Raw genomic sequence first — 12549 nt, 5'->3', positions numbered from 1 at the left:
GTAGGCAGGGAGAAACCACCACCATGAAACGCTCTACTCTTATCGCAGGCCTGTTCGCGCTTGCCGTCGCCATGCTTTCCGGCTGTGCGGTCACCGATGTGCATCGCAGCCAGCAGCTCGATGGCTCGGCGCGGTGGGCATTGCTGCCGATCGCTAACTATGCGGAAACGCCGCAGGCAGGCCAGCGCGCCGAATCCATCCTTACCACGCTGCTGCACCAGCGCGGCGTGGGCACGCTTACGCCGGCCCCGCGCAGCGATAACGGCGGTCTGCCGGAATTCGACCAGAACGCGGCACTCGACCAGGCGCTGAGCTGGGCGCGCAGCCAGGGCTATCAGTACGGCGTGACCGGCGCGGTCGAGGAATGGCAGTACAAGACCGGCCTCGACGGCGAGCCGGCCGTGGGTATCAGCCTGCGCGTGATCGACATCAATACCGGTGCCACGGTGTGGAGTGCGTCCGGTTCCAAGGCGGGCTGGGGTTATGCCACGGTCAGTGGTACCGCGCAGAAGCTGATGAGCGATCTCGTCGGCGACATGCCGCTTTAAGTCAGATCCGCTTCTAGCCGGCCCGAAAGTACGAAAGGTTGCCTATGGTCACCCAAATAGAAGACGTGAACTACCAGGTGCCGCCCATCTGGGTGCGCATGCTGGAAACGGCGGTGCTCACGCTGCTGGTGCCGGTGGCCGGCTGGCTGTTTAATGCCGACGACCCGCTGTTCTATACCAGCGCGTTCGCCTGGCTGATCCTCGGGCCGCTGCTCGCGGGCCTGCGCTATGGCTTTCTGTTCGGCTTTGCGTCGGCGCTGCTCACGGTGGCGCTGATGATGATTGCCGCGGGCGCCGGCTGGGAAGAGGGCAATCTGCCGATCGAGTACGCCATCGGGGTACTGCTCACCGGCATGGTGGCCGGTGAGTTCACCGACATCTGGCGGCGCCGTATCACCCAGATGAAGATCATCAACGACTATCAGGGCACGCGCCTTGAAGAGTTCGTGCGCAACTTTCATGTGTTGCGCGTTTCGCATGATCAGCTCGCCGAGCGTCTGGCGGCCAATCCGCACAACCTGCGCGATGTGCTGCTTGCCCTGGCCGAGCGTTTCGACGTGGTGGAGCCCGGCGACGATATTCTCACCGAGCGGGCCAGCGACCTGTTGAGCTTCATCTCGCACGAGGGGCGCGTGGAGCAGGGCGCGCTCTATCGCGTCGACGAACGCGAACGCGTCGAGCGGGAGCCGCTGGCGTTTATCGGCGGCCGGCCGGTCGATCGGGATATCGCCAGCGATCCGATGGTGCAGGCCTGTATCGAACAGCGCTGCATGATCAGCCTGAAGAGCGAGATGGAAGTCGAATTGCAGAACCGCGCCCAGCCGCTGCTGGCCGTGATTCCTCTGATCGACGTCAACGACAAGATCTGGGCGATCGTGACGGTTTCGGAAATGCCGTTCGTCGAGTTTGAACGCGGCAACCTGCATCTGCTGTCCGTGCTGGGCGGCAATCTGGGCGACATCATCACCGAGGCCTATGCCCGCACCCCGGCGGATGCCGAGCTGGCCCGCTTCCAGTTCGAGCAGCGGCTCAAGCGTTGGTCGCGTTATGCGGCGCGCTACAAACTGAGCTCGCTACTGGTGGCGTTCGAGGTGCCGGGGCATATTGACGACGTCAGCAGTGCGACGCTGGCCGATCTCATCTACGAGCAGCTGCGCGCGCTCGACTATGCCTGGACCACCGATCTGGGCCACGACTCGAAGCTGATTTACGTGCTCATGCCGCTCACGCCCGAGCGTGGCTCGGCGGCGTATCGCGAGCGCATGACGCTGTTGCTCAACGAGCGTTTCGGTGTGGACGTGGCAGAAAGCGGTCTGGTGTTCCACCAGCGCAACGTCGATGGCAAACAATCGGCCGCCAATCTGGTCGCCGGTATCCGTCGTCAGGCCGAGCAAAATGCGCCTGCTTAGCCTGATTTTAATCCCGCTGGGGCTGCTGATCGAGGCATTGGCGACCTGGGCCTTCGTCATCGGCTGGCATGAGCCGGTGGCGCTGCTCACGATCTTGCTGGTGCATCTCATTGGCTGTGCTGTGCTGATCGTGGGGCTGTATCTGGCGCTGCCGCCCAACTACAAGCGCCCGGTGGCGGGCGGTTTCGCCTTTCTGGCCACCGCGAGCGTGTTCACGCCGCCGTTGGGCGCCATCGGACTGACTCTGGGCATGCTGTCCGGACTGTATTTTGCCTACCGCGAAAAGCCCAAGGCCTGGGACGCGCTGGCGATTCCGGACTTGCCGTTCCAGCCGGTCACGGTGGACCCGAATGATGTCTTCATGCGCGACGGGCTGGCGTCGGTACTGACCCATTTCGACGACCGTAACCGTCGCCAGCAGGCGATCATGGCCTGTCGTCATCTGCCGCGCCGCGACGCGGTGCCCATTCTGCGCTCGGCATTGAGTGATTCGGCTGACGAAGTGCGCTTGCTCGCGTATGCCATGCTCAACTCGATCGAACGCGATCTGGAGGGGCAGCTCAACGAGGTGCGCGACGCCATCGCCGCCAGCGGCGATCCGGACGGCGAGTTGCACGAAGAGCGGGCGCTGCTGTTCTGGGAGTTTTCCTATCTGGAGCTGGCCAAGGGCAGCGTCAAGCAGCTCATGCTGACCAAGGCGCGCGATGCGCTGGATACCGCGATCGAGCGCAACGATTCGGCCCAGCGCTCCCTGTTGCGGGCACGAATCTGCATGGAACTTCGTGATTACGACGACGCCGAGGACTCGCTGCGTCGCGCCGAGCGTCTGGGCTTGTCGAGCGACGATGCCGCACCGCGTTGGGCGGAACTGGCGTTCGTGCGCGGCGACTACAACGAAGTGGCCCCGGCACTGGCGCGCATGAGCCCACGCGCGTCCAACAATCCTGTTATGCGGCCGGTGATGGAGTACTGGTTATGAAATGGCCCACCCTGCGCCCGAACGACCCGCCGGCGGACGTCACGCTGTTGCTCGAGGGTACCTATCCCATGGTGCGTGGCGGCGTCGCCAGCTGGGTTGAACAGATGATCCGCGGCCTGCCGCATCGTCGTTTCGCCATCGTGTTCATGGGCGGCAGTGAGGCCGCCTATAACGGCATTCTTTACGACAAGCCCGACAACGTCGTGCATCTGGAATGCCATTATCTGATGGACGCCGGCCAGAGCGTCGACGAGCCGCGCCAGTTCGAAGGCAACCGCAAGGCCTTCAAGGCCAGCGACGACTTGCACCAGTACTTCAAGGATCCGCGTAGCTCGGACCCGAACAGCCAGCTGTGCGAAGTCGCGCAGCTGCTGGGCAAGAAGGGCGGCCTGTCGCATGAGGACTTTCTGTACAGCCGCCAGGCCTGGGAACAGATCGTCGATTACTATCGCAAGTACTGCACCGACCCGTCGTTTCTCGATTATTTCTGGTCGGTGCGCAACATGCACTCGCCGTTGTTCATGCTCGCGCGCATCGCCCGCAACCTGCCGCCGAGCCGGTGTCTGCATTCGATCTCGACCGGTTATGCGGGCTTTCTGGGCGCGCTGGCGCGGCATATGCACGATATACCGTTCATCGTGACCGAGCACGGCATCTATACCAAGGAACGCCAGATCGACCTCACCGAGGCCGATTGGATCCGGACCTACGACGACGTGCTCACCCACGGCTTTCGCCATGACGTGAGCTATATCCGGCGGCTCTGGATCCGGTTTTTTGACGGCATTGGCCGGTTGACGTATGCCGCGGCCAACCCGATCACCACGCTCTACGAGGGCAACCGGGAACGTCAGATCATCGACGGCGCGCCGGCGGAACATACCCGGGTAATCCCCAACGGCATCAACATCAGCCGTTTTTCGCCGCTGCGCGAACAGACCCACAAGAACACCGCACCCATCATCGCCCTGATCGGGCGCGTGGCGCCGATCAAGGAAATCAAGACGTTCGTGCGCGCGATGCGTATCGTCGCGTCGCGCCTGCCGGGCGCGCAGGGCTGGATCGTGGGCCCGGAATCGGAAGATCCGGAATACGCCCAGGAATGCCGCGATCTGGCGGCCCAGCTGGATCTGGGCGGTATCGTGCAGTTCCGCGGTTTCCAGAAGGCGGAAGACGTGTTCGCGCGTATTCGTGTGGCCACGCTGACCTCCATTAGTGAAGCCCAGCCGCTGGTGGCGCTCGAGGCGATGGCCTCGGGTATTCCGGTGGTGTGTACCGACGTGGGTTCCTGCTACGAATTGGTGCACGGCCATCCGAAAGACCGCGCGACGTCGCTGACCACGCCGGCCGATTCCAAACATGCGGCCGGTCGTATCGTGCCGATCGCCGATCCGGGCGAAACGGCGGCCGCGATCCTGGATCTGCTCAACGACCGTGAGGCCTGGGAGTCGGCCCGCGAGGTGGGCATCAAGCGCGTCGACGAGCACTATTCCGAGCAGCTTATGCTCGAACGTTACGAACATCTATACGCGGAAGCGACCGATCAGCGGGCGCGACCGGTAGCTGCCGCAGGGGAGTAGGGGCATGGCCGGTATCGGTTTCGAGCTGCGCAAGCTGCTACGCAAGGACAGTTATTTCGGACTGCTGCGTGCCTATGGTTACGCGGGCATCATCAGCTCGGGGCCGTGGGTACTGTCGATTCTCGTGATCATGGCCATCGGCCTGCTCACCCTCGGTCTGCTGCCGGATCGCTCGCAGCAGATCTGGCAGTTCCTGGTATCGGTGACCTATCTGGTCGCCGCGTCGCTGAGCCTGTCGGGTATTGCCCAGCTTTTGTTTACCCGATTTGTGGCCGATCGACTGTTCGAGAAGAAGGATGGGACCATTCTGCCCAACCTGATCGGCCTGCTCACCATGATGAACGTGCTGGCCGCGGCCATAGGGTTCGCGGTGCTGTACGCGCTGTTCGATGGGACCCCGCTGCTCTACCGCGTGGAGATGTTCGTCGGCTTTGTGCTGTTGACCAATATCTGGTGCATCACCGTATTCATCACGGGGATGAAAGCCTATCGGCAGGTGCTTTGGGCCTTCTTCATCGGCTACGCGATTACTTTCGTGCTCGGCATGGCGCTGCGCCGCTACGATCTCGTCGGGCTGCTCGGCGGCTTCGTCGTCGGCCAGGGCATTCTCTTCTACATCCTGCTGTTTCTGGTACTGCGCTATTACCCGGGCGACAACATCGCCGCCTTCGATATTCGTCATGCCAAGATGACGTATCGCTCGCTGGCCTTTACCGGGCTGTTCTATAACCTGGGCCTCTGGGCCGACAAATTCCTGTTCTGGTACAACCCGGCCACCTCCGAGCAGGTCATCGGCCCGCTACGGGCCTCGCCGATCTACGATTTCCCGATCTTTCTGGCCTATCTGTCGATCGTGCCGGGCATGGCCGTGTTCCTGATCCGCCTGGAAACCGACTTCGCCGAACGCTACGACGCCTACTACAACGCCGTACGCGGCGGCGATACCCTCAGCCATATCGAGCTACGGCTCGACCGCATGGTCGAGACGGTGCAGCAGGGCGTTTACGATATCTTCAAGATTCAGGGTATTACCGTGGTCGCGCTGTTGTTGATCGCGCCGTCGCTGATCGACTGGCTGGGCTTTTCGCCTTACTACGTGCCCCTGTTCAATATCGATATCGTTGCCGTGGGCATGCAGGTGCTTTTCATGGCGATCCTCAACGTGATCTTCTATCTGGACAAGCTCAAGATCGCGCTCGGTCTGTGTCTGCTGTTCCTCGTGAGCAACGTGTTACTCACACTGCTGAGCATGTACCTCGGCGCGATCTTCTACGGCTACGGCTTCGCCATCTCGCTGATGATCTCGTCGCTCGCCGGGCTGGCCTTCCTCGACCGCGAGTTCCAGAAGCTGACGTATCAGACGTTCATGCTGCAGCGTCAGGGCTGACGGATACCGGCGCGGGTGGGCAATCGTCCCCCCGCGCACCGGATAGCTCGCCCCAACCGTAGATACCGTCTCAACCATCAAGCGATTTGAGAGGCAATGGCCGGGTCATAAGGTGTTTTATGTTTGAACACGCCGAATGCGATATGAACGAGCTTTCGCATGACGGCGCCCAGCGCTGACAACGCAGGTTTACCGCGCTGTCGCAGGCGTTCGTAGAACATCTTCAAAGCGCGGTTATGTCGCAAGGACGCCACGGCCGCCATGTATAGAACGGCCCGTAGTTTGGACGACCCTTGTTTGGATAGATGAGGCTTGCCACGCACACTCGAACCCGACTCGAAATGCACCACGGCCAGACCGGCAAAGGCCGCGGCCTGACGGACGCTGGTAAAGTCCCGGTCAGCCAGCAGTCACAGCAGATGTCGAGCCGAGGTCTGGCCGATGCCTGGAATGGAGGCCAGTAGCGCCTTGTCGCGCTTGAGATCCGGATGCTGATCGAAATGATCGTCGATCTGATCCTTGATTCGCCGAATCTCTTCGTTGAGCGATGCAATACAGCGGTCGATGGACTCGAGCACCGGGGCGGCCATTCGGCCGGCCTGCGCTTTTTCGCGCCGGTTGGTCTCTCGGCCGAGCTCGTTTTCGAGCACGGATAACCGGTTGATCAGCGCGCGCAGCGTCGCGACCTCCGGCGGGGGCGGCGTCCACGCCGATAGCTTGGCCTGGCCGCCGAACAAACACAGTGCGCGCGCATCGGCGCGATCGGTTTTGTTGAGCAGCCCCATGGCCTTGGCGAAATCGCGTACCCGTTTGGGGTTGGCGACACAGGGCGTACAGTCGAGTTCATACAGCCAGTGCGCGGCTTTTTCGTGATACGGGCCGGTGGCCTCCATGACCACGCGAAGCTGATCGGGCGTGGCGTCGAGCTTGTCACATAGCCGCTCGACCAGTTCGTGTACGCCGGCCTTGCTGTGGGCGACTTTGCGGTCGTACCACTTGTCCGTGCCGGGGCGTTTGACCGCCGCATCCAGGCGGTTTTTGGAGACATCCAGACCGATAACGATCATAGGCACTCCTGCGTTGCATCAAAGCGCGATCCTGTATCGATGCGTGTCGACTTGCCTTGTTCATTCAGACTCTCGGCCACGGCGGGCCGTGTCTTGGCATACCGTCCAGTCTCGACAGCGCGAAGCGCGCCGGGCAAGTCTGATCTACAGAGCAGGCTTTTATGCCTCAGGTCGGCTTCAGTCTGCTTGCCCGGCGCATAGCGCCTGGTCGCGTATCAGGCGCTGGGTATCAACATACAAGGTCGGCTTAGGCCGCAGGCCGTAAGCCGACACGAGCGCAGGCTCGCAGCTGGAGTGAGGCCGACACTGCCTTCGTTCCAGTGTTGGATTACGCTCCGCTAATCCAACCTACGCGATGGCGCGCAATCGGGTTGCGTCGGGTTCGACTACACAAGCGACATACTTTCCGGCTCTCACGGCGTGCCGTCGTCGATCGGTATCTCGTCAGAGTTCAGCTGATCCGGCGTTTTGCTGCGACAACTGGCGGGCGCCTTCGAGAACTCGGCGGTGGTCGTGCAGCGCCAGGCGAGGGCACCGTTGGTTTCGGTCGGAATCAGCGTCACGCTTTTGTTTGCCAGTGCGCTGTCGCTTGCGAACCGGGCGGTAATAACGCCGTCCCTCACCACGACCGCGGAGACGTAAGTACCCTGCGAAGTCACCGCTGCCGGGACCGACTCCACACCATTGTCGATACCGGTTAGCTTTTTGCGATTCTGGTAGGCGTTTGCTACTGCGGTTTTCATTCCGCTGGTAAGGCTGAGGCCTTCGGAAAACTGGGCGCGTGCGACGTAGCCGTAGTACGACGGCACAGCAATCGCGACTAAGATTCCGACGATCGCGACCACAACCATTAGCTCGACTAACGTAAAGCCTGATGCGGGGTTTCGACGGAATTTTGAGTGATGTTGATTCATGCCGTGCACATCATTTGAAAGGTAAGTACCGATCTGTAGGTGCATTGCTCAAGTTTAATCTCGAATCAGAAGCAGAAAGGCGGGTAGCCGGAGGCGGGGCATTGTCTAGTTATGCCACTGCGCGCCTAAAGCGCGGTGCGGGTTAACTGCGCTTGGGCTCGTGGTCAGGCCGACCCGACTGCGGACTGAAGCCACAGATATAGGCGCGACCCGTAAATATTACGCAACTATTTGAATTGATCTACGTTGCGACTAACGACGCATATAGGAAAATTGCACGCCATGGTTAACATCTTCCCTATGCCGCCCGCCGCAACGTCACTCCAAAAGCGACGTTTAAAAAAAAGGGGCCCGAAGGCCCCTTATATAGGTTTTTCGCTCAAAGCACGTAGTAGTCGTTACTCAGATCGAGTCGCTTACTAGAGCTATAATCGAAAATTACCGGCAAGACTCGGGCAGGTACTGGGCATCGGCGGTGCTGGTGCAGGTCCACTGAGCGCTGCCGCCGGTGCCAGTACCGGCGTCCGCCGCATTATCGGTCATAGTCAGCGTGAGCGTGTCACCCGCAATATTAGAATTGACGTCGGTGTCGCGCATCTGTGCCTGGATTGTACAGGCGGGTGCAGTGCCGCCCACGGTAACGGTTGCTACGTACGTACCGGCATAGTCGGCCGCGGCACCGATACCGCCGCTGGCTCCACCACCATTGGCCGGGCATGCACCAGTTTCGGAATAGGTCGAAATCACATCGGTCTTGAGACCACTGGTGAGAGTCATCGCTTCGGTCATCTGCGAACGCGCGACGTAATTCTGATACTGCGGAATGGCGATGGCCGCCAGAATGCCGATGATCGCGACGACGATCATCAGTTCGATGAGTGTAAAGCCTTGCTGCTTTTGCATTTGGTTTCCCCGTTTAGCGTGAAGAAGAGCGGCGTCTTTATGACGTGCTGGCTATTCAGCATGGTCCGTGCCAGCTTTATGCCGCTTTATTTTCAATGGCCTCTGGCTGTAGTGACGCTTTTTGTCATTCTGCGCGCGTCAGAAGGTGACGTTTTTTGTCACTAACGGCCGCGGTAGGTGATCCGCCCCTTGCTGAGGTCGTAGGGCGTGATCTGTACCGTGACGGTATCGCCGCGCAGAATGCGAATATAGTGCTTGCGCATCTTGCCGGAAATATGGGCGGTGACGATGTGTCCGTTTTCCAGCTTTACGCGGAAGGTGGTGTTCGGCAACGTCTCGACGACGGTCCCGTCCATCTCGATGTGGTCTTCTTTGGCCATTGACTCCTGATCTCTAATTCTGACGGTTTAACCGCTGGATTATCGGTGATTTGCGGTGGCGGTTCAATCCTACTCGCATGACACCCAGTCATTCGCCGATGTGCTGGGGGCTGGCCGGCACCTCGATATCGAACCGCCAGGGGGCTTGCGGCGCAGGTTTGTCGATCGACTGACGCACGATCTTCAGGAATTTGCTGCGCGGCAGGTCGATCGCGCCCATGCGATAGAGATGGCCGGAGCCCACCTGACCGTCGAGCAGGGGAAAGCCCCAGGCATGCAGTTGCCGGGCAAGCCAGACGAGCGCGATCTTGCTGGCATCGCGCTCGCGCGAGAACATGGATTCGCCGAAGAACATGCGCCCGATGGCCACGCCATACAGCCCGCCGATCAGCATGCCGTCGCGCCATACTTCGATCGAATGCGCGTTGCCCAGTGCGTGCAGCTTGGCATACGCCGCGCGCATTTCGGGGCCGAGCCAGGTGCCGGGGTTGCCGGCGCGAACCGCCGCGCAGTGGCTGATGACGCTGTTGAAGTCTTCATCGAGCGTAACCGCGTAATCGGCCTTGGCGAGGGTGCGTTTGAGGCGCCGCGAGACATGCATGGCGCCGGTGTCGAATACGGTCCGCGGGTCGGGGCACCACCAGAGGATCGATTCGTCCGGGTTGTACCAGGGAAAGATGCCCTGAGCGTACGCACGGCGAAGGCGCGCGGGCGACAGGTCGCCGCCCATGGCGAGCAGGCCGTTCGGCTCGTCGAGCGCGAGTTCGGGATCGGGAAAGGCGCCGTCGGGCGTATTCGGATCCAGCCAGTACACGCGTAGGCCGCTCACGTGTTCGGTGGCGCCTGGCCGGCGAAGTTGCTGCGTTCGCGCTGCTCGTTTTCGAAGGATTCCATCATGGCGGCTTCGCGCAGGCAGAAGTCGTCGATTGCGGCAGCGAGCTGTGGGTGGGCGATGACGTGATAGGACCAGGTCGGTACCGGCTCGAAGCCGCGCCGAATCTTGTGCTCGCCCTGGGCGCCCGCGTCAAAACAGGCCAGACCGTTTTCGATGCAGTATTCGATACCGGCGTAGTAGCAGGTTTCGAAGTGCAGGCTGTGATAATCCGTTTCGCAGCCCCAGTGACGACCGTAGAGCGTATCGTCGCCGAGCATCATGAAGGCCATGCCGACCGGGCGGTCCCGGTGGTAGGCGACGAAAAAGCGGACGCGTTCACCCATGCGGTTGCATAACTCGGTGAAGAACTCCCGGGTAAGGTACGGGGCCTGCCCGCGAATCGCATAGGTTCGGCCATAGAAAGCATAGAGTGTATCCCAGAGTTCGGCGTCGATTTCGTCGGGGCGTAGCACCTGTACCTTCACGCCGGCATCGTGCATGCGTTTGCGCTCGCGCCGTATCTCCTTGCGGCGTTTCGACGTCAGCTGTGCCAGGAAGGCGTCGAAGTCTGCGTAGTCGCGGTTGTACCAGCGATACTGGCAACCGCGCCGCGCGCAGGCCCCGGCCTCGCTGAATTGCCGGGCCGAGTCGGCGTCGACAAACAGGCTATGCAGCGATGATGCACGATGCTCGCCCGGCAGACGGGCCATGGCATGGGCGAGGGCGCGCCGGGCCTCGAGATTCCGACCCAGAATGCGCGGCCCGCTGACCGGCGTGAACGGCACGGCGTTGAGCAGCTTGGGATAGTAGTCGAGTCCGACCTGGGCATAGGCATTGGCCCAGGCGAAGTCGAACACGAACTCGCCGTAGGAATGATGCTTTTCGTAGAGTGGGGCTGCGGCGATGGCTTCGCCGTCGTCGTTTTCAAGCAGGCAGTGGGCGGGCACCCAGCCATGGCTCTCGCCTACGCTACCGCTGGCCTCGAGCGCCGCAAGAAACCCGTGCCGAATGAACGGCTGCCCGCTGCCGCATAAACCGTCCCAGGTGGCCGCGGGCACGTCGAGAATGGAATCGACTTGTATGAGTCGGGCCATGAAAGCATCACATCGAAGAATTGAAACGGTTGCAAGCCGATACGTCGACCGGGGCGGCCGATGATGCACGCCGCCGCGCCAACGCTGAAGTGCAGGGTTAGTGCTTAGGGAACCTCTGATCTATTCATCCACGGTCGCGTTTGAGTCCCAAAAGGCCACGATACAAGGCGCATGGCGCCGCGTCATAGCCACTCTATGACCCAGCCATGCAACGCCGTAGCGCGGCCTTTTGGGCCAAACCGCGTAGCGGCCGGGCTTTTGCGCGCGCCTGAGCGGCGTTGCCGCTCGCTTATTTGCAGTCAGCAAACGGCGCTCGCGGCGTCTTGCCAGACGCGCGCAAAAGACACCGGCGCGACCGTAGATGAATAGATCAGAGGTTCCTTAGGCCTGTTAATGCTAACGAAATCGCCGCGCAGCGGGCGATGCTTATGTAAGGCACTGCGCGGTAAGCGTGGCGTCGCTGTGCGACACGAGCGCGCTGCAATGCCGGATCGCGCACCTTGAATCATTACTCAGGGGCCCCGCGTGCCGACGGGTTGCGTGCGAAAAATTCATCATGCCGCGGTGCGCGTCGTTCATTGGCCTGCCCAATATGTTCGCTCGCGCCTTGCCTGGCGAATTTCCGGACGGCGACGCGACGAGTGACGTGAGTGCTAACAGGCCCTGGGGAAGCTCTGCACAACCTGTCACGGTCGCGCCGGCGTGCTTTGCGCGCGATTGACAAGGAAGTGAGAGCGTAGCGTGCTTGCTGTACGGTAGCGAACACTGACGCCGATCAAGCGCGCGCAAAGCCCCGGCCCGCAAGGGGTTCGGCCTCACAGACGCCGCGGCTGCGTTGCCAGGCTTGACCTGCCAGAAAGGCAGGCGCTGCGCCCGGACGCCTCGCCGCACCGTCTGTGAGGACTCGAACGCGATCCGCGAGAGGTTATGCAGAGCTTCCCTAATTCAGGGCGTAGCGCTGGCCAAGCGTGTCGCGCAGCGCATACTGTACGCAGGCATCGTGCTCGAATGCATCGAGTTTGTCCTGTTCGTTGTCCGCGCTGCCGGCTTCACGCAGACGCCCGGCGTCGTCGAAGCTCACGATGGCGCCCACCGTCTTGACATGAATCTCGCCGTTTTCGTTGGCCTTGTCATCGTAGGCCACCTGAACATAGCGCAGGCGCTTGTCGGCGAACTGGGGCAGTTCGCGGCGGCCCTCGGCCACTTCGGCGGCCTCGTCCTCGCTGAATTCTTCGATCGCGCCATCCTGGGTGAGCAGGAAGTGATGTACGGACATGACGTACTCCGCTGATGGATCGTTACGGCCTCGGGTTGTCTTGCGCATGCGTGCAAGACGACTCCGACAGGCCATATAAGTGGTGCACAAATCGCGCCGATTCAAGACGCTGCGCGCAGGTGTTCGAGATATGCGTCC

The 12549-nt window shown here is 61.4% G+C and carries 13 protein-coding genes and 1 pseudogene; 5 read left to right on the top strand and 9 right to left on the bottom strand.

Annotation, left to right across the window (positions count from 1 at the left end; all coding sequences use genetic code 11):
• Nucleotides 1-23: 23 nt before the first annotated feature.
• Genes C84B14_RS03625 through pelG form a run of 5 tightly spaced genes read left to right on the top strand, consistent with a single transcriptional unit; the run spans nucleotide 24 to nucleotide 5903 of the window.
• Nucleotides 24-548: a hypothetical protein gene (locus C84B14_RS03625; protein ID WP_348766084.1), complete on the top strand. Its 525-nt coding sequence runs from the start codon at nucleotides 24-26 to the stop codon at nucleotides 546-548.
• Nucleotides 549-592: 44 nt separating this feature from the next.
• Nucleotides 593-1957: a PelD GGDEF domain-containing protein gene (locus C84B14_RS03620; protein WP_353221917.1), complete on the top strand. Its 1365-nt coding sequence runs from the start codon at nucleotides 593-595 to the stop codon at nucleotides 1955-1957.
• On the top strand, nucleotides 1944-2936 hold the full coding sequence (locus C84B14_RS03615) for a tetratricopeptide repeat protein (protein WP_353221915.1): 993 nt from the start codon (nucleotides 1944-1946) through the stop codon (nucleotides 2934-2936). Before C84B14_RS03620 ends, C84B14_RS03615 begins: the two co-directional genes overlap by 14 nt.
• Complete coding sequence (pelF, locus tag C84B14_RS03610; protein ID WP_353221913.1) at nucleotides 2933-4516, top strand: GT4 family glycosyltransferase PelF; 1584 nt, start codon at nucleotides 2933-2935, stop codon at nucleotides 4514-4516. The genes C84B14_RS03615 and pelF overlap by 4 nt, the downstream gene beginning before the upstream one ends.
• 4 nt (nucleotides 4517-4520) lie before the next feature.
• Complete coding sequence (pelG, locus tag C84B14_RS03605; RefSeq protein ID WP_353221911.1) at nucleotides 4521-5903, top strand: exopolysaccharide Pel transporter PelG; 1383 nt, start codon at nucleotides 4521-4523, stop codon at nucleotides 5901-5903.
• A gap of 77 nt (nucleotides 5904-5980) precedes the next feature.
• On the opposite strand, the gene C84B14_RS03600 is transcribed toward pelG, so the two are convergent.
• The 9 genes and pseudogenes from C84B14_RS03600 to C84B14_RS03560 form a co-directional block, all read right to left on the bottom strand.
• Nucleotides 5981-6124 (bottom strand): hypothetical protein, encoded by a 144-nt coding sequence (locus C84B14_RS03600; RefSeq protein WP_353221910.1) that lies wholly within the window; start codon nucleotides 6122-6124, stop codon nucleotides 5981-5983.
• Nucleotides 6125-6310 (bottom strand): annotated as a pseudogene (locus tag C84B14_RS03595) (transposase); the annotation flags it as partial.
• A 3-nt stretch (nucleotides 6311-6313) separates the two neighbouring features.
• Nucleotides 6314-6970 (bottom strand): IS110 family transposase, encoded by a 657-nt coding sequence (locus C84B14_RS03590; RefSeq protein ID WP_353221908.1) that lies wholly within the window; start codon nucleotides 6968-6970, stop codon nucleotides 6314-6316.
• 413 nt (nucleotides 6971-7383) lie between these two features.
• Nucleotides 7384-7929, bottom strand: coding sequence for a pilin (locus C84B14_RS03585; protein WP_353221906.1), 546 nt, complete (start codon nucleotides 7927-7929; stop codon nucleotides 7384-7386).
• 393 nt (nucleotides 7930-8322) lie between these two features.
• Entirely contained in the window at nucleotides 8323-8787 is a 465-nt protein-coding gene (locus C84B14_RS03580; protein ID WP_353221904.1) for a pilin, read from the bottom strand.
• Between the two features lie 161 nt (nucleotides 8788-8948).
• Nucleotides 8949-9167, bottom strand: a complete 219-nt coding sequence (gene infA / locus C84B14_RS03575; protein WP_293625426.1) for a translation initiation factor IF-1 — start codon at nucleotides 9165-9167, stop codon at nucleotides 8949-8951.
• An 88-nt stretch (nucleotides 9168-9255) separates the two neighbouring features.
• Nucleotides 9256-9996: a leucyl/phenylalanyl-tRNA--protein transferase gene (gene aat, locus C84B14_RS03570; RefSeq protein ID WP_353221902.1), complete on the bottom strand. Its 741-nt coding sequence runs from the start codon at nucleotides 9994-9996 to the stop codon at nucleotides 9256-9258.
• The gene (locus tag C84B14_RS03565) at nucleotides 9993-11135 is read right to left on the bottom strand and encodes a GNAT family N-acetyltransferase (protein WP_353221901.1); all 1143 of its coding nucleotides are present in this window, start codon (nucleotides 11133-11135) and stop codon (nucleotides 9993-9995) included. The genes aat and C84B14_RS03565 overlap by 4 nt, the downstream gene beginning before the upstream one ends.
• A gap of 940 nt (nucleotides 11136-12075) precedes the next feature.
• A complete protein-coding gene (locus tag C84B14_RS03560) occupies nucleotides 12076-12411 on the bottom strand; it encodes a hypothetical protein (protein ID WP_348766907.1) in 336 nt (111 codons plus the stop codon).
• Nucleotides 12412-12549: the final 138 nt, after the last annotated feature.

Origin of the sequence: Salinisphaera sp. C84B14 (genome assembly GCF_040361435.1) — a bacterium.
Lineage (GTDB): Bacteria > Pseudomonadota > Gammaproteobacteria > Nevskiales > Salinisphaeraceae > Salinisphaera.
Note: the sequence above shows the minus strand (reverse complement) of the source record. Positions and strands in the feature narration are given on the sequence as shown.

Excerpts from the sequence above, each read along its gene's own strand:
- infA (WP_293625426.1), bottom strand. The coding sequence starts at position 9,167 with ATGGCCAAAGAAGACCACATCGAGATGGACGGGACCGTCGTCGAGACG.
- C84B14_RS03620 (WP_353221917.1), top strand. The coding sequence starts at position 593 with ATGGTCACCCAAATAGAAGACGTGAACTACCAGGTGCCGCCCATCTGG.
- C84B14_RS03560 (WP_348766907.1), bottom strand. The coding sequence starts at position 12,411 with ATGTCCGTACATCACTTCCTGCTCACCCAGGATGGCGCGATCGAAGAA.
- C84B14_RS03580 (WP_353221904.1), bottom strand. The coding sequence starts at position 8,787 with ATGCAAAAGCAGCAAGGCTTTACACTCATCGAACTGATGATCGTCGTC.
- C84B14_RS03615 (WP_353221915.1), top strand. The coding sequence starts at position 1,944 with ATGCGCCTGCTTAGCCTGATTTTAATCCCGCTGGGGCTGCTGATCGAG.
- C84B14_RS03585 (WP_353221906.1), bottom strand. The coding sequence starts at position 7,929 with ATGCACCTACAGATCGGTACTTACCTTTCAAATGATGTGCACGGCATG.
- C84B14_RS03625 (WP_348766084.1), top strand. The coding sequence starts at position 24 with ATGAAACGCTCTACTCTTATCGCAGGCCTGTTCGCGCTTGCCGTCGCC.
- C84B14_RS03590 (WP_353221908.1), bottom strand. The coding sequence starts at position 6,970 with ATGATCGTTATCGGTCTGGATGTCTCCAAAAACCGCCTGGATGCGGCG.
- pelG (WP_353221911.1), top strand. The coding sequence starts at position 4,521 with ATGGCCGGTATCGGTTTCGAGCTGCGCAAGCTGCTACGCAAGGACAGT.
- pelF (WP_353221913.1), top strand. The coding sequence starts at position 2,933 with ATGAAATGGCCCACCCTGCGCCCGAACGACCCGCCGGCGGACGTCACG.
- C84B14_RS03565 (WP_353221901.1), bottom strand. The coding sequence starts at position 11,135 with ATGGCCCGACTCATACAAGTCGATTCCATTCTCGACGTGCCCGCGGCC.
- C84B14_RS03600 (WP_353221910.1), bottom strand. The coding sequence starts at position 6,124 with ATGTTCTACGAACGCCTGCGACAGCGCGGTAAACCTGCGTTGTCAGCG.